At 66.8% G+C, this 19,971-nt stretch carries 23 protein-coding genes; 10 read left to right on the top strand and 13 right to left on the bottom strand.

Going from position 1 to position 19,971, the window contains the following annotated elements:
- Positions 1-4 precede the first annotated feature (4 nt).
- Positions 5-1,231, bottom strand: coding sequence for an efflux RND transporter periplasmic adaptor subunit (locus tag IFT58_RS18350; protein ID WP_192096507.1), 1,227 nt, complete (start codon positions 1,229-1,231; stop codon positions 5-7).
- Between the two features lie 227 nt (positions 1,232-1,458).
- Here IFT58_RS18350 and IFT58_RS18345 point away from each other — a divergent pair, with 227 nt between their 5' ends.
- Genes IFT58_RS18345 through IFT58_RS18330 form a run of 4 tightly spaced genes read left to right on the top strand, consistent with a single transcriptional unit; the run spans position 1,459 to position 4,969 of the window.
- Positions 1,459-2,358, top strand: coding sequence for an ABC transporter ATP-binding protein (locus tag IFT58_RS18345; RefSeq protein ID WP_249405749.1), 900 nt, complete (start codon positions 1,459-1,461; stop codon positions 2,356-2,358).
- A complete protein-coding gene (locus IFT58_RS18340; RefSeq protein ID WP_192096504.1) occupies positions 2,355-3,134 on the top strand; it encodes an ABC transporter permease in 780 nt (259 codons plus the stop codon). Before IFT58_RS18345 ends, IFT58_RS18340 begins: the two co-directional genes overlap by 4 nt.
- A gap of 6 nt (positions 3,135-3,140) precedes the next feature.
- The gene (locus tag IFT58_RS18335) at positions 3,141-4,370 is read left to right on the top strand and encodes a sensor histidine kinase (RefSeq protein ID WP_192082101.1); all 1,230 of its coding nucleotides are present in this window, start codon (positions 3,141-3,143) and stop codon (positions 4,368-4,370) included.
- Positions 4,367-4,969 (top strand): response regulator transcription factor, encoded by a 603-nt coding sequence (locus IFT58_RS18330; protein WP_192096502.1) that lies wholly within the window; start codon positions 4,367-4,369, stop codon positions 4,967-4,969. Before IFT58_RS18335 ends, IFT58_RS18330 begins: the two co-directional genes overlap by 4 nt.
- Before the next feature lie 77 nt (positions 4,970-5,046).
- On the opposite strand, the gene IFT58_RS18325 is transcribed toward IFT58_RS18330, so the two are convergent.
- The 9 genes from IFT58_RS18325 to IFT58_RS18285 all read right to left on the bottom strand — a co-directional run bounded on the left by IFT58_RS18325 (position 5,047) and on the right by IFT58_RS18285 (position 13,013).
- Complete coding sequence (locus tag IFT58_RS18325; RefSeq protein WP_192096500.1) at positions 5,047-5,595, bottom strand: cytochrome b; 549 nt, start codon at positions 5,593-5,595, stop codon at positions 5,047-5,049.
- Positions 5,592-6,698, bottom strand: a complete 1,107-nt coding sequence (locus tag IFT58_RS18320) for a catalase family peroxidase (protein ID WP_192096497.1) — start codon at positions 6,696-6,698, stop codon at positions 5,592-5,594. Before IFT58_RS18320 ends, IFT58_RS18325 begins: the two co-directional genes overlap by 4 nt.
- A gap of 135 nt (positions 6,699-6,833) precedes the next feature.
- Entirely contained in the window at positions 6,834-8,201 is a 1,368-nt protein-coding gene (locus IFT58_RS18315; RefSeq protein WP_188325798.1) for a leucyl aminopeptidase family protein, read from the bottom strand.
- 3 nt (positions 8,202-8,204) lie between these two features.
- Entirely contained in the window at positions 8,205-8,924 is a 720-nt protein-coding gene (locus tag IFT58_RS18310; protein WP_188325799.1) for an HAD family hydrolase, read from the bottom strand.
- Positions 8,925-8,955: 31 nt separating this feature from the next.
- Positions 8,956-10,050 (bottom strand): AI-2E family transporter, encoded by a 1,095-nt coding sequence (locus tag IFT58_RS18305; protein ID WP_188325800.1) that lies wholly within the window; start codon positions 10,048-10,050, stop codon positions 8,956-8,958.
- Positions 10,051-10,117: 67 nt separating this feature from the next.
- Positions 10,118-10,627, bottom strand: coding sequence for a protein sip-5 (locus tag IFT58_RS18300; protein WP_192096495.1), 510 nt, complete (start codon positions 10,625-10,627; stop codon positions 10,118-10,120).
- A complete protein-coding gene (locus IFT58_RS18295) occupies positions 10,624-11,100 on the bottom strand; it encodes a phage holin family protein (protein ID WP_192082095.1) in 477 nt (158 codons plus the stop codon). Before IFT58_RS18295 ends, IFT58_RS18300 begins: the two co-directional genes overlap by 4 nt.
- Before the next feature lie 8 nt (positions 11,101-11,108).
- Positions 11,109-11,474: a hypothetical protein gene (locus IFT58_RS18290; RefSeq protein ID WP_192082094.1), complete on the bottom strand. Its 366-nt coding sequence runs from the start codon at positions 11,472-11,474 to the stop codon at positions 11,109-11,111.
- A gap of 111 nt (positions 11,475-11,585) precedes the next feature.
- A complete protein-coding gene (locus tag IFT58_RS18285; RefSeq protein ID WP_188325804.1) occupies positions 11,586-13,013 on the bottom strand; it encodes a Do family serine endopeptidase in 1,428 nt (475 codons plus the stop codon).
- Positions 13,014-13,480: 467 nt separating this feature from the next.
- On the opposite strand from IFT58_RS18285, the gene IFT58_RS18280 reads away from it, so the two are divergent.
- Both IFT58_RS18280 and IFT58_RS18275 read left to right on the top strand, forming a co-directional pair.
- Positions 13,481-14,479 (top strand): histone H1-like repetitive region-containing protein, encoded by a 999-nt coding sequence (locus IFT58_RS18280; RefSeq protein WP_192096493.1) that lies wholly within the window; start codon positions 13,481-13,483, stop codon positions 14,477-14,479.
- A gap of 112 nt (positions 14,480-14,591) precedes the next feature.
- Positions 14,592-15,281 carry a hypothetical protein gene (locus tag IFT58_RS18275; protein WP_192096491.1) on the top strand — a complete coding sequence of 230 codons (690 nt, stop codon included), beginning with the start codon at positions 14,592-14,594 and terminating at the stop codon, positions 15,279-15,281.
- Between the two features lie 16 nt (positions 15,282-15,297).
- Here IFT58_RS18275 and IFT58_RS18270 read toward each other — a convergent pair whose 3' ends face one another.
- Entirely contained in the window at positions 15,298-15,654 is a 357-nt protein-coding gene (locus IFT58_RS18270; protein WP_192082090.1) for a DUF1428 domain-containing protein, read from the bottom strand.
- A 322-nt stretch (positions 15,655-15,976) separates the two neighbouring features.
- Here IFT58_RS18270 and IFT58_RS18265 point away from each other — a divergent pair, with 322 nt between their 5' ends.
- Positions 15,977-16,552 (top strand): Ax21 family protein, encoded by a 576-nt coding sequence (locus IFT58_RS18265; protein ID WP_188325808.1) that lies wholly within the window; start codon positions 15,977-15,979, stop codon positions 16,550-16,552.
- Between the two features lie 92 nt (positions 16,553-16,644).
- Here the strand turns inward: IFT58_RS18265 and IFT58_RS18260 are convergent, their stop codons facing one another.
- Positions 16,645-17,034: a DUF6165 family protein gene (locus IFT58_RS18260; protein WP_192082089.1), complete on the bottom strand. Its 390-nt coding sequence runs from the start codon at positions 17,032-17,034 to the stop codon at positions 16,645-16,647.
- Between the two features lie 171 nt (positions 17,035-17,205).
- Between IFT58_RS18260 and IFT58_RS18255 the strand changes: the two genes are divergently transcribed.
- Complete coding sequence (locus IFT58_RS18255; RefSeq protein ID WP_192096489.1) at positions 17,206-17,889, top strand: TorF family putative porin; 684 nt, start codon at positions 17,206-17,208, stop codon at positions 17,887-17,889.
- A 109-nt stretch (positions 17,890-17,998) separates the two neighbouring features.
- Here IFT58_RS18255 and IFT58_RS18250 read toward each other — a convergent pair whose 3' ends face one another.
- The gene (locus IFT58_RS18250) at positions 17,999-18,478 is read right to left on the bottom strand and encodes a DUF1456 family protein (RefSeq protein WP_192096487.1); all 480 of its coding nucleotides are present in this window, start codon (positions 18,476-18,478) and stop codon (positions 17,999-18,001) included.
- Between the two features lie 123 nt (positions 18,479-18,601).
- Here IFT58_RS18250 and IFT58_RS18245 point away from each other — a divergent pair, with 123 nt between their 5' ends.
- Together IFT58_RS18245 and IFT58_RS18240 are read left to right on the top strand one after the other, a co-directional pair.
- Positions 18,602-19,096, top strand: a complete 495-nt coding sequence (locus IFT58_RS18245; RefSeq protein WP_192096485.1) for a hypothetical protein — start codon at positions 18,602-18,604, stop codon at positions 19,094-19,096.
- A gap of 78 nt (positions 19,097-19,174) precedes the next feature.
- Positions 19,175-19,927, top strand: coding sequence for an SDR family NAD(P)-dependent oxidoreductase (locus tag IFT58_RS18240; RefSeq protein WP_188325813.1), 753 nt, complete (start codon positions 19,175-19,177; stop codon positions 19,925-19,927).
- The last annotated feature ends 44 nt before the right edge of the window (positions 19,928-19,971 follow it).

The following is a 19,971-nucleotide window of genomic DNA, read 5'->3' as shown; positions in this document are numbered from 1 at the left end:
AAACCTACGGTTGTTCCTTTACCTTGCTGCCGTCGTGCAACGCGTCCGTCGGATCGGTGACCACCGCCTCGCCAGCGCGTACGCCCTGCAGGATCTGCCGGTCTGCGTTCAACGCCAGTCCCGGGGTCACCGCGCGCTGCTGCACGCGGTCATCGGCCAGCACGAACACCACGCTGCCTCCGTCGCGCTGCACGACCGCCGTGGCCGGGATGCGCACGCCCTTCGGCCTGTCCTGCGTGTCCGCCTTCGGCTGCTCCAGGAAGCTCACCCGCACGCCCATCTCCGGCACGATGCGTGGGTCGCGGGTCTTGATCGATACGCGCACCTTGACCGTCGCCTTGCCTCGGTCCGCCGTGGGAACGATGGCAATCACCTCCGCCGGGATCTTCCAGTCCGGGTAGGCATTGAGCGTGGCCTCGACCGGCATCTTCGGCTGCACGCGGCCGATGAAGGCCTCGCCGACCTCGACTTCGATCTCCAATGAATCCATGTCCACGATGGTGCCGATCCCGGTACGGGTGAAGCCACCGCCTGCCGACAGCGGCGATACGATCTCACCCGGCTGCGCCGCCTTGGCGGTGACCACCCCGGAGAACGGTGCGCGCACGATGTTGTTGTCCACGCCGAGGTCGGCGATGGCCAGCTGGTTGCCCGCCACCTGCACGTTGCGCTGTGCGGTATCCAGCTGCGCACGCAGGCTGTCGCGCTGGGCGATGGACTGGTCGAACTGCGAACGCGACACCAGCTGCTGCCCGACCAGGGACTGCAGGCGACCCGCTTCAGCATCCGCCTGTTTCAGCTGCGCCTGCAGTCCGGCCACCTGGCTGCGCGCCGCCTGCACCTGCGAGGCAGACAGGTCGCGCTGGGCGCCCGCATCGATCGGGTCCAGCGTCGCCATGATCTGGCCTTCCTCGACGCGCATGCCTTCTTCGATCATCACCTCGCGGACTTTGCCGGTGATCTTGGCCGATACCGTGGCCATGCGCCGTGCGACCACGTAGCCACTGGCATCAAGCACCGATGAGGATGCGCCCGCCCCGTCCAAGGCCACTGCGGGTGCCGTCTGTACCTCTACGGCCTGGGGGCGCAGCATCCACACCGCCGCGGCGATACCGATCAGCACCACCACGGCAATCACGATCCACAGCCAGCGGCGGCCACCCGGCGTGGGCGGCGGCGGCGTCTTGCGATCGATGCGAAGTTCTTTCAGGAGTTCACTGGAGGCGTTCATAGGGACCATGACGATGGATCGAGCGGAGTGTGACCCCCCGGTCCCCGAGGGGCAAACGGGAGCTCCGGTGCCTGCACAGAATGCGCGCTCCTGCGTTGCCGGGGCAGTGACAGCTGTCACCTGATATGGCTGACGGCGGGCACTGCGTGCCACGGGGGGAAAGCGCGAAGCTGCCAGCGTGATCCACGATCCATGCAGACCACCGCCCGCCCGCCAGGATGCCCCGCATGCACACGCCCTCCGTTACACCGCTCGCTTCACTGGACACCGTAAAGGTGACCTACCGCGCTGCCCCGGCGCTGCGTGGCATCAGCCTGCAGGTGCACGGCGGCGAGGTGCTTGCGCTGCTGGGTCGCAACGGGGCGGGAAAAAGCACCGCCATTGCCGTGCTGCTCGGCCTGCGCCCTGCCGACGCCGGCACCGCGGTGCTGATGGGCGGGGACCCACAGTCGCGGCGCCAGCGCGCGCAGGTGGGGGTGATGCTGCAGAGCACGGCGCTGCCGGAGAAACTGCAGGTCGGCGAGCTGGTCGATCAGTTCCGTGCCAGCTATCCGGATCCCCTGCCGCTGCAGGAGGCGCTGGCAACGGCCGGTATCGAATCCCTGCAGCATCGCCGCTACGGCCAGCTGTCCGGCGGTCAACAGCGGCGCGTGCAGTTCGCCATCGCGGTCTGCGGCCGGCCGCACCTGCTGTTCCTGGACGAGCCGACGACCGGGCTGGACGTCGATTCCCGACAGGTGATGTGGAAAGCGATCCGCCGCCTGGTCAATGACGGCTGTGGCGTCGTCTTGACCACCCACTATCTGGAGGAAGCCGAAGCCCTGGCGGATCGGGTGATCGTGCTGGAGCAGGGACGGGTCCTTGCCGATGGGCCGATCGCCTCGTTTCGTCCACAGTTGGCACCGCGCCGCATCCGTTGCCGCAGCGCCCTGCAGGTAGACGTCGTGCGGCACTGGCCTGGCGTGCGCGAGGTGCAGCGCGACGGTGCGTACCTGCAACTGCTGGCCGAACCGGCCGAAGCGGTGGTCGCGCGTCTGCTGGCCGACGACCCGCAGTTGCAGGAACTGGAGGTACGTGGCGGCGGGCTTGCCGAAGCCTTCGTCGAAATGACCCAGGAGGCCGCATGAACGCCACGTCCCGGACGTCCACCGCTGCGGCGCGTCGTCCTGCCACGCGCGCGTTGGCGCCCTATGTCGCCGAGCTCAAGGCAGAGCTGCGCCGTACGTGGCGCACGCCGGCCTTCGTGTTGCCGTGCCTGCTGTTCCCGGTGCTGTTCTATCTGATGTTCGGGGTGTTGCTGGGCCGCGGCCACGCGGCGCGTTACCTGCTGGCGACCTACTGTGTGTTCGGTGCGATGGGGCCGGCGCTGTTCGGCTTCGGCGTGCAGTTTGCTCTTGATCGCGCCGGTGGCCTGTTGACCCTGAAACGCGCCTTGCCGGTGCCGCCGTTGGCGCCGCTGCTGGCGCGCCTTCTGATGGCGGTGATCTTCGCGCTGATGGTTGCGGCATTGCTGATTCTTGCCGCGCGCCTGCTGGGAGGGGTGCAGCTGGCCCCAGGACAGGTCTTCGGACTGATGGGCGTGGCGGCGCTGGTTGCCTTGCCACTGGGTGCGATCGGCCTGTTGATCGGGGCCTGGGTCGGTGCCGATGCGGCCCCTGCCGTGGTCAACCTGGTCTACCTGCCGATGGCCCTGTTGTCAGGTCTGTGGGTGCCGTTGTCCGTGCTGCCCACGGTGTTCAGCACCTTTGCGCCGTTATGGCCGACGTGGCATGCGGCGCAGCTTGCGTTACCGGTGATGGGCGAGCCGACCAGCGGCAGCGCGACCGTGCACGTACTGGTGCTGGTCGCGGTGACGGTGTGCTGTGCACTGCTTGCCTCTCGCCGCCTGCGCCGCATCGGCTGACATGGCATGATCGGCCGCGACCGTCCCCTGCTGGAATCCCCCGTGCCATTGAAGTGGCTTGCCTCCCTCCTGCGCCCAGCGCCGGATTCCGCTGCAGCCGATCATCGCCGGCGGGGACAGTCCGCCTGGAGTGATTACATCCACCTGTTATGGACGTCGTGGGTGTTCCTGACGCCGCTGTTCGGTGGCGGCTACACCGCGCGCTGGGGGGTGCTGACGCTGATCAGCTACCCGACGTTCCTGTTCCTCTATGCGCGCACGATGCTGTCGCCGCGCCACCACGCACCCCGCTACGCGTTGGCGATGGTGGCGTTGAGCCTGGTGCTGGTGCCGTGGTATCCCTCGGGCATCAGCTACTTCGTGTTCGGTTGCGTGATGCTGCGCGTCTGCCGCAACGGCAGTACCTGGCGCTATGTTCTGCAGTTGCTGCTGCTCAATGCGGTGTATGTCAGCACGGCGTATCTCTCGGGGTGGGCATGGCAGAACCTGGTCTGGATTCCCTTCATGTCGGTGGTGATCGGGCTGATCTCCAACACCGAGTCGCTCAACAGGGACCGCGACGCGCAACTGCAGCTCTCGCAGGACGAAGTACGGCGCCTTGCCGCCACCGCCGAACGTGAGCGCATCGGGCGCGACCTGCACGATCTGCTCGGCCACACCCTGTCGCTGATCACACTGAAGCTGGAGCTGTCGCGCAAGCTGTACGATCGTGGCGACGCACGTGCCAGGCTGGAGATCGGCGAAGCGGAAGATATTGCGCGGCAGGCGCTTGCAGAGGTGCGCAGCGCCGTCACCGGATTCCGCTCCAGCGACCTTGCCGGTGAACTGGCATCTGCACGTCTGCTGCTGGAATGCCAGCAGGTGCACCTGGCGTACCAGCCACCGCCGCCCATGCCGCTGGAAACCGAGCGGGCGCTGGCCCTGGTGTTGCGCGAAGCGGTCACCAACATCGCCCGCCACGCGCAGGCCGGCACGGCGCAGGTCGACTTCGAGCGTGTGGGCAACACACTGCGGATGCAGGTCCGTGACAATGGCCGCGGCGGCGTGACGCGCGAAGGCAATGGTCTCGCCGGAATGCGTGAACGCCTCGTGGCACTGCAGGGCACGCTGCAGATCAGTACGGTGCCGCAGGGCGGCACCTGCATTGCGGCCAGCGTGCCGATGCCGGTAACGCCCAAGGGAACGCACAGTGTGCCTGCCCCCCTTCATTCCACGTCATCCAGGGAAGCACCATGATCCGGATCGTATTGGCCGAAGACCAGGCCATGGTGCGCGGCGCCTTGTCGGCGCTGCTCGGGCTTGAGCCGGATATCGAGGTGCTGGGCAGTGCAGCGGACGGCGAAGCTGCATGGCGCATGCTGCAGCAGGTGCAGCCGGACATCCTGGTCACCGACATCGAAATGCCCGGACTGACCGGACTGGAGCTTGCCCAGCGCATCGCACGGCAACAGCTGCCGATCAAGGTAGTGATCGTCACCACCTTCGCGCGTACGGGTTTCCTGCGCCGTGCGTTGGATGCCGGCGTGCTCGGCTACCTGCTGAAGGACGCACCGGCTGATCATCTCGCCGATGCGCTGCGGCGCGTAAAGCAGGGCGCCCGCGCGATCGACCCGCAGCTGGCCCTGGACGCCTGGTCGCAGGCCGACCCATTGAACGACCGCGAGCGCCGCGTGCTGCGCCTGGCCGGCGAGGGCAAGACCGCCGGCGAAATCGCCACCGACCTCGGCCTTTCACACGGCACCGTACGCAACTACCTGTCCGAGTGCATCGGCAAGCTGGGCGTCGCCAACCGCATCGAAGCCTACCGCCTCGCCCGCCAGAAAGGCTGGCTCTGAAAAAAGGGGACGGAGGGGATTAAGTCGCATCTGGCCCAACAGTGCCAGATGCGACTTAATCCCCTCCGTCCCTTTTTTTACTTCCTGGGGCCGCGGGCCATGGACGGGAACACGCCGTCGCGGCGGACCCAGGCGTGGTACAGCGCGGCGCCGATGTGCAGCAGCACTGTGGCGAACAATACGTAGGCGAGCAGGCTGTGCGCGCTGCGTAGTGCGGTGTAGACCGCCGGGGAGTGCGGCGCGATCGCGGGCAGGTTCATCCCGCTCCACAGCACGATGGGATAGCCACCGGCAGACAGCATCGACCAGCCGATCAAGGGCATCGCCAGCATCAGCGTGTACAGCAGCCAGTGCGAGGTCTTGGCGGCCAGGGCCTGCCACCATGGCAGGTCGGCCGGTAGCGGCGGTGGACGGTGACGCAGGCGGTTGTACAGGCGCAGCAGCACCAGCAGGCCGATCGCGATGCCCAGTGGACGATGGATATCGACCAGCATTGGACGCAGGTGCAGCGAGGCCACCATGGTCACGCCGATGAACAGCATCGCGAGGATCATCAGCGCCATCGTCCAGTGCAGCACCCGTGCCAGCAGATTGAAATAACCGGTGCTCTTGTCAGGCGTGTTCATCGTGGGACCCCTGCATCATTGCCGGCCTGGCCCCGCGCACTCTCGCGCTCGCGGCGGTTGAACGAATGGGAGTACACCGCGGAGCGTGTCGCCAGAATGGCGTCATCGCTGCCCTCGATACCTGCAGGCAGGATCAACGGATCGAAGTTGAGGTCGTTGCAGGCGCCGCCGGCCTGCGGCTGCAGGTGGTCCAGGGTCAGTACGCCCGCCTGCACCTGGCGGCGCTCGCTCGGCCACGGCGTGGACGGATCCTCGACCGCGTCACCGGCATCGGCCAGCGTGACGATCAGGTTCCAACGCACCGGCCCCTGCGCGAGACGCTGCTGGAACTCGTCCGCCAGATAGTCCAGTCCCGCCGTGCGCCGCGCCTGCTCATCCAGTTCGACGACCGGCGCTTGCGGCTGCCAGCTCCAGCGCACGGCCTGTCGTGTGCCGTCCGCAGCGATGAACCAGAAGCTGTTGACGCTGTTGAACGTGGTGTTGGCCCAACTGTTCGACCAGGGTGCGGTCTTTGCCCATTGCTGGAACGCGCGTGCGCTGGGGTACTTCGCCAGCACGGCGGCCATCTTTGCCGGGTCGGGCTTGCCCGTGGCCGGGTCGGGCAGCTGTGCGCGGGTCTGTTCGAGGAAGGCCTCCGGCGTAGGGACCGCGAAGAACGGGAAGCTGTTCATCGCCATCCGCCACTCCTGGCCATTCTGGCTGATGAGTTGCAGCGCGATGCTGCGCACGCGGGCCTGCGCGTCGGCGCCATGCGGGTCACCGCCGCCGATCGATAGCCGGCCCAGCACCGGGACGCGCGGCTGGGCGAAAACCTCTGCCTTGGACAGGGCGGCCCCTTCGGGCGAACCGGTAAACCAGCCGCTGACGCAGACGCCTTTGCTGTGCGCGCGGCGGAAGCCGGGGTGCGCGGCGCCGGTGGCCTCAATGGTGTCGGTGAACTGCTGCGCGGTAGGCCGATCGCGGCCGATCCAGCCGGCCAGCCAGGCGAAGGCCAGCGCCACGATGCCCAGGATCATCGCGATCAACGCGATCCAGGGCAGCGGCGAATGCGCTCGCGGGCCACGCGGTGTCCCGCCATGGCGGGTAAAGCGGAACAAGGGCATTGGCGGTTCCTGCCTGGCAAGAGACTTGCGGGGGTAGCGCCATCGTAAACAGAAAAGGGGACGGAGGGGATTAAGTCGCAATCGGCCTGAACGGGCCAATCGCGACTTAATCCCCTCCGTCCCCTTTTTCGGGGTTCAGGCGTAGCGGGTCTTCAGCATGGCCCAGGCCGAGCGCAGGGCGAGGGCTTCGCCGCCGGCCGGGCGGCCGGGGCGTTCGCCGTCGTTCCAGGCGTACACGTCCAGGTGGGCCCAGCGCTGGCCCTCGGCCAGGAAGCGCTCGAGGTACAGCGCGGCGGTGACGGCGCCGCCCATCCGCGAGCCAGCGTTCGCCAGGTCCGCAATGCCGCTGTGCAGGTAACGCAGGTACGGCCGCCACAACGGCATGCGCCAGACCGGATCGCGCGTCTGTTCGCCCGCCTGCAGCCACTGCTGGGCCACGGCATCGTCATTGCTGAAGAGTGCGGGCAGGTCCGGGCCCAGCGCGATGCGCGCCGCGCCGGTCAGGGTGGCGAAGTCCAGCACCAGGTCCGGCTGCTGCTCGCTCGCATACGTCAGTGCGTCGCCCAGGATCACCCGGCCTTCTGCGTCGGTGTTGTCGATTTCCACGCTCAGCCCCTTGCGGGTAGCGATCACTTCGCCAGGACGGAAGGCATCGGGCCCGATCGCGTTCTCCACTGCTGGCACCAGCAGGGTCAAGCGGACAGGAAGCGCCTGCGCCATCACCAGCCCGGCCAGCGCCAACGCGTGCGCGGCCCCGCCCATGTCCTTCTTCATGTTGCGCATGCCATCGGCCGGCTTGATGTCCAGCCCGCCGGTATCGAAGCACACGCCCTTGCCGACCAGCACCAGCGACGGATCGCTTTCCTTGCCCCAGCGCAGCACGATCAGCCGCGGGGCGCGATGCGATGCACGGCCCACCGCATGGATGGCCGGGAAGTTCTGCTGCAGCAGCGCATCGCCGGTGATCGCTTCGACCTGCGCGCCGTGCGCCTGCGCCATGGTGCGCGCCGCGTCTTCCAGCTGCTGCGGTCCCATGTCTTCGGTAGGGGTGTTGACCCAATCGCGGACCCGCAGGCTGGCGTGCACCAGGGCAACGACTTCCGCCGACGGACTGGCCAGCAGCTGGGCCGGTGCGCGGTTGCGCTTGCGGTAGCGATCGAACCGGTAGCTGCCCAGGCCCCAGCCCAGCTGCAGCAGCTCGTGCTGTGCGGCATCCAGTGAGCTGGCCAGCTGCCACACGCTGCCCTCTGGCAACGCGTGCGGCGCATGGGCGTAGCTGTAGGCATCGGCGGCGTCACCGATGCCGATCACCGCGCCGGCGATGCCCTGCTCACCAGGCAGCAGGGCGACGCTGTGCGCGCTGCCGTTGAAGCCCTGCGCCTGCAGCCATGCCTGCATGGCCGGCGGTTGGCCGGCGTTCCAGTCCTTGAAACCGGCGCGGTCCAGCACATGCAGGGGCAGTGCGTGCTCGGACGCGGCAACGAAACCGACGATATCGCTCATGGGTCAGGAACTCCTGGTGGCGGTGGCGGCGACGTTGGCATCAAGCCAGTCGGCCAGCCCGGTAAGGGTGTCGAACTGCAGGTCAGGCTGCAGCGATGGGTGGTTCCAGGACGCGGCCTCGCGGTTGATCCAGCAGCCACGCAGGCCCGCGGAGATGGCACCGGCTACGTCCATGTCGATGTGGTCGCCGACATGCAGCACGTGCTCCGGCGCGACGCCCAGCCGCGCGCAGGCGGCGTGGAAGATGCTGGCCACCGGCTTGGCGGCGCCGTGCTCGCGCGCGCCCAGCTGGAAGGCGAACAGGTGCGATACGCCGATGCGCTCCAGGTCCGCATTGCCATTGCTCAGCGCGGCCACGGGCACTTTCGCGGCGATCCGCTGCAGGGCCTCCAGCGCATCCGGGTAGTACTCCACCTGGTTGCGCGCGGCATGGAACGCTTCGTACGCCGGCTCGACCAGCGCGAGGTCGGCGCCGCTGGCCTGCAGCGCCTGCTGCAGCGTCAGGCGTCGCAGCGCGCTGAGGTCATGGTGCAGGTGGGGGTTGTCGACGTACGCACGCTCGCGCAGCTCACGCATGGCCGCCAGCGGGAACATCGCCGCGGTGGCCGGGCTGTGTTCCTGCATCCAGTCGTGCAGCACGGTGTCGATGCGTGCGCCGATGGGAGCAAAGGGCCACAGGGTGTCGTCGAGATCGAGGGTGATGGCTTGGATGGGAAAGTTCACCCGACCATTCTACGCCCGTCGCAACTGGCTTTCATTCCAGCAGCCGTGACCACCCCTGCATGCCATCCAGCCGCGCCAGCACCAGCTTCACGCACACCAGCAGCGGAACCGCCAGCAACAGGCCGACGAAGCCCCACAACCAGCCGAAGATCATCAGCGCAAGGATCAGCACCAGCGGGGAAATCTTCATCCGCCGGCCCAGCACGATCGGCGTGACCATCTGCCCTTCCAGGGTATGCAGGGCCAGATACGCTGCCGCCGGCAGTACCGCCTCCAGCGGGTCGGGGAACTCGACAAAGCCGACCAGCAGCATCAGCGCGACACCGATGAGCGGCCCCACGTACGGGGCGAAGTTGAGCAGCGCCGCCGCGGTGCCCCACAGCAGGGCATCCTGCATGTCCAGGCCCAACAGCATCAGCACGCCGGCGAACAGCAGGCCCACCAGGCTGTTGATCACCGAGATGGTGAGCACGTAGCGGGAGACCTCGCGCTCGATGGCGCGCAGGATATCGGTGGTGAAGCGCTGTTGCTGGCGGCTGGGGAACAGGGCGATCGCGTGGCGCTGCAGGTTCTGTCCGTAGATCATGAAAAACAGGGTCAGCAGCACCACCGCCAGCACCGAGGCGAGCAGGCGCGGTGCCTGGGTGATGGCTTTATACGGGTCATCGAGCTGGGTGCGCACCACCTGTACGCGTCGGGTGCCTTCGCCGGCAGCGACGCGGGCGAAATTCTCCGCCGCCTGGTTGGCCTGCTGCACCGGCTTGGTCAGGTTCTGCACCTGGCGTCCGATCTTGCGCAGCTGCTGCGGCGCCTCTTGGGCCCATTCCATCGTCGGTACCACCAACTGCACGGCCAGCGCCGTGGTGGCGCCCAGGCCGAGCACGATCACCAGGATCGCGCCCAGCGGACGCGGCACCCAGATGCGCTGCAGCAGCCGCAGGATCGGATTGCCGACCAGGGCAAAGAACATCGCCAGCAGGATCGGCAGCACGATCGCCTGCGCCGCCCACAGGGTGAACGCCACCGCCAGCGTCGCCAGCACCACGAGGGCAACCGGGGCACGCGGACGGGGGGAAGGAGGGGTGGGCGCTGTCTGCGCCGGACCGGTGGTAAGGGACTCGCTCATCGACGCACCGGCAGGGGAAAGTACGTCATTATCCGCCCGCCGCGATCAACGCGGCGGGGTGACCATGTCAACGTTCGGACAATTCCGTGGCGGCCTCTGCGGGACGCGGACCGGTGCCCGCATCACGCTCCTGCGGGACGCCGGTAGTTCCCGTTCGTGGCGCGTTCCGTGCGGCGGCTGCAGCACCCGCTGCCGCACCGGCCGCCGCTGCCGTTGCCGTCGGGTTGACGGCATCGTCTACCTTCTCCGCGGCCGCATCGGCCTGTTCGGCGGCATCGTCAGCGGTGCCGGCGGCATGGGCGGCCATCGCCGAAGCGAAGGCAGCCTGGCCGCTGGCCACGAGATTGGAGACCGACCCGACCATCTGCAGCCAGCGCGCGCCGCTGACCTTGCCGGGTAACTCCAGCTTGCCGGCGACGAAACCACTGGCCACGCCGGCCACGATGATGCGCAACGGCGACCAGCCACTGCGCCACACCTGGCTGAGCACGCCCCAGTTGTCCTGGGTGTCCACCAACCGCACGGCGACGACCTGTTCGCAGCGCTTCACGCGGCTGCGCAGGGTGCTGAACTTCATGGCTTGCCCTCCGGAATCTTGACGTCCGCATCCGGGTCTTCTTCGCTGGGTTCGTCGAACAGGCCCAGCTTGGACAGCTGCCGACGCGTGGAATGCATGCCAGTAAAGTTGAAGAAATAGGACACGCGCCAAGCGGCCAGCCCGGTCACTGCAAGGCTGATGACCGACGTCAGCAGCAATGCATGCAGCCATGACATGCCCCAGCTCTGCAGCAGGGCAATGAAGGTGGCCGCCAGGAACAGCCAAGCGGACGCACCGAATACGATGGCCACGCCGGCCCAGGCCAGCGCTCGACCGAATGCGCTGCGCGCAAGCGCGAAGTCCGCCGATGCCAAGCGCCGCAGCGAACGCAGCGAATGTTTCGCTGCGTCGGCCGTTGCGCGGCTGGCACGGGTGACCTCGCGGATGCTTTCATCCAGCGGCGGGGTGGCCGCTGGATCTGGACCGCGTGCGCTGTCTTCGCTTTCGCTCACGCCGCGGCTTACTTGTCGCTACCGCTGTTGGCGAACTTGGCGATCAGCCAGCCAGCCGCGAAGGCCACGCCGAACGAAGCCAGCGGACGCTCACGGATCAGCTCGGCAGCGCTGTCGACCAGGTCCTTGCCCTTGTCCATCAGCGCATCGACCTGTTCCTTGGCGGCGGCACCGCCGAACTCGGCAGCAGCAAGACCGGACAGGGCGGTGTCGGACAGCTCGGCCTTGACGTTGGCCTTGCCGATACGCAGTTCGTCGCCTGCCGCGCCAGCGGCACCCTTGATTGCGCCGCCTGCCGCATTGGCAGCCGACTTCAGGTGGGTGGACGCTTCGCCCAGCTGGTCTTTCAGGTTTTCGGTATTGGTGGGGCTCATGAAAAACTCCTGTTCTGTGGGATTGGCAGCCGCCATCCGGGAAGCGGAATGGCCACGGACGACATGGATACCACCGCCCGGGTATAGGGGGCGTTACGGTAGGGCATGCCGTCAGCGCATGACCAACTGCCCACGGGCATTGCCGCGCACGATGCGCAGCACCAGCTGCGGCGGGCGCTGCTGGAAGTTGGCTTTCCAGCTCGCCAGGTCGGCGAACTCACCGGCGCTGGCCTCGGTGACGATGTCGCCCTTGGCCAAGCCGGAAGCGGCAGCCCGGCTGCCACGCGTGACCTCGTTGACCAGCACCCCGCTGATGCCCGACTGCCGCAGTGACTCGGGCAGGTCGATGAACGTGGCGCCGCCCAGGCGCGGATCGAGGGTGTCGCCGGCGATGGCGCGGGCCTGTTCCTTCAACGTCGCCTTCAACTGCAGGGGTTTGCCATCCCGGCGCAGTTCAAGGGCCATGGTGCTGCCCACCGCCGCCAGCCCTTCGATGTTGTGCAGCGCCTGTGCGCTGTCCACCCGCTGACCGTTGGCGCTGAGCACGACATCACCCGCGCGCACCCCTGCCGCCGCGGCGGCCGATCCAGCCAGCACGCGGCTGACCAGCGCACCACGCGACTCCGACAAGCCCAGCCCCTGCGCCAGTTGAGGCGTCAGATTCTGGCTTTCGATACCCAGCGTGCCACGCACCACCACGCCATGTTTGACCAGCTGGTCGACGACGTTGCGTGCCAGGTTGGAGGGGATGGCCAGGCCGAGGCCGATGTTGCCGGCCATGCTGCCCTGGGGATTGAAGCTGGCGGTGTTGATGCCCACCAACTGCCCCTGCAGGTTGACCAGCGCACCGCCGGAGTTGCCCGGGTTGATCGATGCATCGGTCTGGATGAAATTCTGGTAACCGAGCCCACGGATGCCGCTGCGGCCCACGGCCGACACGATGCCCGAGGTCACCGTCTGGGTGAAGCCGAAGGGATTGCCGATCGCCACCACGAAGTCGCCCACGCGTAACTGGTCGCTGTTGCCGAGGCTGATGGCGGTGAGCCCATCGGCGGGAATCCGGATCAGCGCGATGTCGGTGTCGGCGTCGGAGCCCAGGAACTCGGCCTTTACGGTGCGCCCATCGGACAGCGTGACCTGCACATCGTCGGCGTTGTCGATGACATGGTGGTTGGTCAGCACCAATCCCTCGGCCGCATCGATGATCACGCCCGAGCCCAGCGACTCGTTGATCCGCTCCTGCGGGACGTCGGGGAACAGGCGGCGGAAGAACGGATCGTCGAAGAAGGGATTGCGCACCCGCACGACCTGCTTGGTGTTGACGCTGACCACGGCAGGGGTGACTTTCTCCAGCATCGGCGCCAGCGAGGGTACGGGCTGGCCTGCGACCGAGGCCGGCAGCGCGGTCGTCGTCGGGATGCTCACCGGCGCAGGCGCAGCTTCGGCGCGGTTATCCAGGTGTGCGTTGATGCCGGTGGCAACGAAGCCGCCGAAGGCAGCGGCCAGCGCGAGCGTAAGCAGGGTCGGAATCGGTCGCATGGGAATCGTGGTCCGTGCAGGAACAGGTAGTGGATGGAGCGAGCTTGCGTGATCGCGGCGGCAGCGTCGAGACCTGGCGATGCACACGATGCAGTTGGGTGGCTGCGTTGCCCGGGAGGGGCTGCCGCAGTGTCTCCCGCAAGGACTAAACATGCCATGAAAGTGGTCGCTTGCTGCTGGCAAAGTTGCGCAATTCCGCGCAAACACCGATGTCGATGCGCGCTTCGCATGTCACGCCGGGTGCGCTGCAGGCAGGTCCGCCCTGTTGCCTCCGGTACCGCGGTATTTGCTGGAAACCAGCATAAAAGCGCTGTTTTATCGATGTTGGTGATCGCGCATGCGGTGCATCTGCGGCACATAGGGGCCCAACGGTTGCTTGCACGCGCGCAGTTTCCCGTTCCACGATGCAGGCTGCCGGTATAGCATCGCCTCCGTTTTGACATTCCAGCCCCCCAGGAGGGCAAATCATGAGCAACGGTAATGGTGTGACGACGACGCTGAGCGAAACCGTCGAGAACGTGAAAGAAGCTGCAAGCAACGTTGGCGAGACCATCGCCCACACTGCCGAGGACGCCGTGGCTGCGGTCAAGACGACGGCCAAGCGTGTTCGCAAGGCGGCAACCACCCGCGTCGCCGCGGCGAAGAAGTCGGTCGCCAAGGTCGAAAAGGCCGTGGCAAAGAAGGCAGACGATGCAGCCAAGTCGGTCGGCAAGTCCCTCTCCAAGGCGCGCCAGAAGCTGGAAACGGCCAAGAAGAACGCCAAGGCTGAAGCCGCTGCGCTGACCAAGACGGTCGCCAAGAAGAAGGCCGCCGCCACCAAGGCCGTGACCAAGAAAGCAGCTGCAGTGAAGAAGACCGCGACCAAGAAGGTGGCCGTGGCCAAGAAGACTGCGACCAAGAAGGCCGCTGTTGCCAAGAAGACCGTCGGCAAGAAGGTGGCCGTGGCCAAGAAGACCGCGACCAGGAAGGCCGCTGTTGCCAAGAAGACCGTCGGCAAGAAGGTTGCCGTGGCCAAGAAGACCGCGACCAGGAAGGCCGCTGTTGCCAAGAAGACCATCGGCAAGAAGGTCGCCGTGGCCAAGAAGGCTGTCGCCAAGAAGGCAGTGGGCAAGAAGACGGCTGTTGCCAGGAAGGCCGTCGGCAAGAAGACGGCTGTCGCCAAGAAGACGGCGACCAGGAAGGTAGCGGTTGCCCGCAAGACCGTTGGCAAGAAGGCCGTTGCTGCCAAGAAGGCTGTCGGCAAGAAGTCCGCCGTTGCCCGCAAGACCGTCGCCAAGAAGAGCGCTGTTGCCAAGAAGACCGTCGCGCGCAAAGCCGCACCGGTGAAGAAGGCAGTGGGCAAGAAGACGGCTGTCGCCAAAAAGACCGTTGCCCGCAAGGCTGCACCGGCGAAGAAAGCCGTAGCGCGCAAGGCGCCGGCGAAGAAGGTTGCCGCACGCAAGGGCGCGACCAAGCGCGCCAAGTAAGCGCGTGGCCGTATCCCCTGCCGCCCGTCGGTGGGCAGGGGAGCGGACGATGATGCCATTGCACACAGCGTGCAGGGCATCATGGGCACCTCCCTTTGCGAGGCATGGCCCGATGCGCGGTCTCGATTTCAGTTCCTGGCAAGCCGTGCTGTCCACCCTGGGTGGGCTGGCAATCATCACCCTGCTCGGCGTAGGCATCCGCCTGTTGGTGATGCAGACCCTGCAGGCACGCCGCGAGCGCGAGAACCGGCAGATCAACGAACGCCTGCGCACGCTGATGGCCGCCTACAAGACGTTGGGCGGATCGTTCACCGGCGACCTGGACGTCAGCCCTGCACACCTGCGGCAACTGCGCGAGCGCGCGCATGTGGACGGTGTGATGGAACCCGGATCGGACCGGGCGCGTCGCATCCGCGATGCCGTCGAAGCCGCTTTGTCGGACATCCTGCTGCTGGGTACCGACGAGCAGGTGCGGCTGGCGGCCCACGCGGCAACCGAACTTGCGCAGGGGCGACCGGTGCATACCCACGAGCTGGTGCTGTCATTGCGCGACTTCGTCCGTGAGGCGCTGGACCTTGCGCCGATCCCGGCCGGCCTGGTCATTCCGCGGCAGGGCCCGACCCGCCCCGCCAGCAGTGGCGGTGGGGCAGGCAAGGGCCGCGGCGATGGCGGCGAACGCGGTGGTGCCGGCAAGGGCGGCGGTGGCGCGGGGGGCGCCGGCATGGGCGCCATGGGGGGCATGGGGGCAGGCATGGCGATAGGTGCGCCCGCCAGCGACGAGCCGGATCCACGCGCACCCTGAAAACGGCCGCCCTCTCTTACGGCAACTCGACCACCGGCACGAAGCCGCCATAGATCATCCGCTTGCCGTCGAAGGGCATGGGGTTGGTTGCCGGATCCATGCGCGGATCGTCCATCATCTTCTTCATGCCGGCATCGCGCGTGGCCTTGTCCGGCCACTCGATCCAGGAAAACACGACGGTCTCGTCGTCCTTGGCCTGTACGGCACCGAAGAAATCGGTCAGCTTGCCGCGCTGGACGTCATCGCCCCAGCATTCGACCACCCGTGTCGCACCGAACTCCATGAACACCGAGTCGCCCGTACGCGCGTGGTCGATGAAGGCCTGCTTGTTCGCCGTAGGTACGGCGAGAACGAATCCGTCGATGTAGCTCATGGCGGTGCTCCTGCTGGCCTGCGGACGCAGTGCCTTCATGGGTATGACGAACCCAGGCGACGGAAATCGACACGCTGCAGCCGCGGTGGGTGCGCTTTCCCGTCTGTTTACGCCGCGCGGCGGGCGTCTGCCGTGAACGCCCTCTGCACGCTTGGAAATGAAAGGCGCGCGCGTATGCCTGAAAACAGCTGAATACAGCCCCAAAATCACATTTCTGCTTTCAGGATGGGGTTAGGTCAAAAAACGGAAACTTTACATACCCGATGCGACGGCGCCCTGGCGCTGCTGCAACAAAACCAGAAAGACAAGAGGTTGTACCCCCATGAAGACTTCGCTGATTGCCCTGGCTCTGGCCACTGCCCTGCCGTTCGCTGCTTCGGCCGCTGAGAACCTGTCGTACAACTACGCCGAAGCCGATTACGTGAAGACCCAGGCCGATGCGCTGAAGGCCGATGGTTGGGGCGTGAAGGGCTCCTACGGCGTGCTGCCGAACATGCATGTGTTCGGTGAGTACAGCCAGCAGGAACTGGACGCAACCAAGACCGACCTGGACCAGTGGCGCCTGGGCGTCGGTTACAACGTCGAAATCGCGCCGTCGACCGACTTCGTGGCACGTGCGGCTTACAACAACCGCAACCTGAAGGGTTCGAACCTGGACTTCAATGGCTGGAGCACCGAAGCCGGTATCCGTACCGCGTTCGGTGAGCATGCCGAGGTCTACGCGATGGGCGGCTACGAAGATTACGACAAGAAGAAGGGCGTCAATCCGGAAGGCCAGTGGTACGGTCGCCTGGGTGCCCAGGTCAAGCTCAACCAGAACTGGGGCATCAACGGCGACATCAAGATGAACCGTGATGGCGACAAGGAATGGTCGGTCGGCCCGCGCTTCAGCTGGTAAGACCCTGCGCGCGTGCCATATGCACGCCCCGCGCATGACGAAAAGGCCCGGCAATTGCCGGGCCTTTTCCGTTCCAGCACACGGCCTGCGCGTTACTCGCCCTGGTACTGTTTTTCTTCCACCAGCGCCGAACCGGCGACCCGGTTGATCTCGTTCTTCACCTGCACCCGTTCGCCATTGGTGCCATAGACACCGCGCGCGAGCTGCACGAAGGCGTCGTCGAACACCTGCGCCGCTTCTTTATCGCGCAGCTGGTCCTGGATATCCCACATGCGCTCGTTGATGGCCTTCAGCTGCTGCTTCAGGGCATCCAGCGCCGGCTGGCTGCTGCGTTGCGCGGCGAACAACGGCAGCAGGCCGTCCAGTTCGGTGCGTACGTTGGCCAGTTTGTCCGCATCCGAGATGCGTTCGGCCTTGATTTCCAGGATGGTGATCTTGTCGATCAGCTCGCCGATCGATACAGGGGTCAGGATCGCGTCCACGCAGGTGCTCCGTTGAACAGGGAGCCATGATAGCGCGCGCGGACTTTACGTCGTCTTTGCGCGCAACCGGGGCCGGCGCCATCGATCGGTTACGCCCCGTCCTTCCACACTGCCCAGCTCCGACGGCCCTGCCGTCATTGCACAGGACACAGCAGCATGAAGTGGGATGGGATGCGCAGGTACACAGCGGCAGGGCTGCTGGTGGCAGGGATGGGGGCGCAGGCCACTGCGGGCGCATCGGGCAGCGGAAGCCTGGCCTTGGCCAGCGACTATGTCTGGCGTGGCAGCTCACAGACCGGTGGCGATCCTGCGGTGCAGGCGGGCGTGCGGCTCAGCGCGCGCAATGGGCTGTATGCCAGTGTGTGGGGATCGAATGTCGCGCTCACGCCGGACGTCGGTGCGCGTAGCGAGTTCGATGCGGCACTGGGGTGGAGCGGTGATCTGACGCCCGCATGGGGCCTGGACGGCAGCGTCGTGCGCTACGTCTACCCCGCTACTGGACGCGCGCTGGACTGGACCGAACTGTCCGCCACGGCGACCTACCGGCAACGCGCGTGGCTGCAGTTGGCGCATTCGCGCGATGCCCTGGCCGGTGGTGACGCCGGTACCTATACACAGATCGGTGGACGCCTCCCGCTGGGGGCCGACACGCGCCTGGAGGCCGTCTACGGCCGCTATTGGCTGGCCAGCGCGCAGGCGCGCAACTACCAGCATGTGCAGGTCAGCCTGATCCGCGCGATGGCCGAACGCTGGGAACTGCGCGTCACCGGCCACGCTACCGACGGCGCTGCCCGCACCTTGTTCCCCGGCAATGCCGGCGGCCGTCTGGAACTGGCGCTGCAGGCCAGCTTCTAGCCGCAGCGCCGAGCCGTGCCCGTCCGCCCGTCACGATGCCCTGATGTCGCCCGCCGGGCGGGGCTCGGCGCTACCGGGCGCGTTCGTTGCAGGGTGGCGCGAGGGCCCCTTACTCGTTCGCCGCGCCGCGCACCCGCAGTACCAGACCCTTCAGGAAATACCGCAGCAGCTGGTCGCCGGCCTTGCGGAAGTTCTTGTGGTCGCGCTGGCGGAACACGGCGCTCAGCTCCGGCTTGGTCACGGCGAAGCCGGCGTCGACGAAAATCTCGTGCAGGTCCACGTCCCGCAGCTGGAAAGCAACGCGCAGCTTCTTCAGGATCAGGTTGTTGTCGATGCGCGTCTCGATGGCGCGCTGTGGCTGGGTCTCGTCGCGGCCGCGCAGGTGCACGATCAGGCCGTCCAGCACATGGGCCAGCGCCTCATCGCTGCAGGGTTCGAAGCCTGCTTCGTTTTCCTGCTTCAACCAGGCATTGACCTGCTCGGCAGTCACCGGAAAGGCGGGATCGGCCAGTTCGCACAGCACCACAATGTGGTTGTCGCTCAGGTCGAGGGCAAAGCGCAGGCTGCGCAGGACATCGTTGTTGATCATGATCTTCCACACCACCGGTACGGCGTACCGGGACCCCCATTGTACCGTCCCCATCCCCTGTCATCCCGCGGTCACGGAACTGCAGCACAGTGCGCGCTGTGACCTTCTGCAGCAGGACCCCCGATGCGCGCTCGCTTTTTCCTTGCCTTGGCGGCCCTGATGCTGGCATCTCCGGCCTGGGCGCAGCCTGCCTTCGTGCCACTGCAGCAGCGGGTCGACCCGACGAAGCTGGCCGATATCGGACTGAGCACGGCGCAGCTTGATGCGCTGAACCGGCTGCTGCAGGACACAGAAGCCGCGCATCAGCAGAACGTGCCGGACGTCGCCCGAGCCGGCGTCCCGTCGGCGGCGGATGCGTCGCCACGGCCTGCCCCCATGCATATCGGCCTGGACGAGGGGCCCATCAAGGCACGCGCCACCGGCACCATCGCCGGGTGGGAGCCCGGCACGCTGTTCACCCTCGACAACGGCCAGCAATGGCAGGTGTTGAAGGGCCGGATGACTCTGCGACATGCCGTGCAGGATCCGCAGATCGAAGTGGTGCCCGGCATTGCCGGCCGCTGGTTCCTGCAGGTCGATCCGGACCTGCCGAAGGCGCGCGTGTTCCGCGTACGCTGAGCGCACCGCAACCGATCCGGCAACACAGGCGCTGGCCGACAGTGACAGAATGTCCGCCTGACCCCATGGAGTTGCCAGATGACCCGTACTGCCCTGATCACCGGCGCCACCTCCGGCTTCGGTGCCGCTGCCGTCCATCGCTTTGCCAAGGCGGGCTGGAACGTCATCGCGACCGGCCGTCGCAGCGAGCGACTGCAGCCGCTGGTGGACACCTACGGGGCTGACCGGGTACACGCCGCCGTATTCGACGTGCGCGATGCAGAGGCGATGGATGCCGCGCTCGCGGCGTTGCCGCCGGCGTTCGCGCAGATCGATCTGCTGGTGAACAACGCGGGCCTGGCGCAGGGCACCGCGCCTGCCCAGCTGGCCCGTCTGGAAGACTGGCGCACGATGATCGACACCAATGTCACGGCCCTGGTCACGCTGACCCACCGCCTGCTGCCGCAACTGGTCGCGCGCAAGGGCGCCATCATCAATATTTCGTCCGTGGCCGGCGTCTACCCGTATCCGGGTGGCAATGCCTACGGCGGCACCAAAGCATTCGTCAGCCAGTTCTCGCTGGGCCTGCGTGCGGACCTGCACGGCAGTGGCGTGCGGGTGACCACCATTGAACCGGGCATGGCGGAGACCGAGTTCACCGTGGTGCGTACGCACGGCGACCAGGCGGCGTCGGACAAGCTGTATACCGGTGCCAATCCGATGACGGCCGACGATATCGCCGAGCAGATCTTCTGGGTGGCCAGCCTGCCGCCGCACCTCAACATCAACCGCTTGGAAGTGATGCCGGTCAGCCAGTCCTTCGCCGGGTTCCAGGTCGCCCGCGAAGGCTGACCCCGAGCGCAGCAGGGATCGGATTCCTTTCGCTGGACGAAAGG

It is taken from the genome of Stenotrophomonas sp. CFBP 13718 (genome assembly GCF_014842145.1).
Classification (GTDB): domain Bacteria; phylum Pseudomonadota; class Gammaproteobacteria; order Xanthomonadales; family Xanthomonadaceae; genus Stenotrophomonas.
This window is presented reverse-complemented; position numbering and strand designations above follow the sequence as displayed.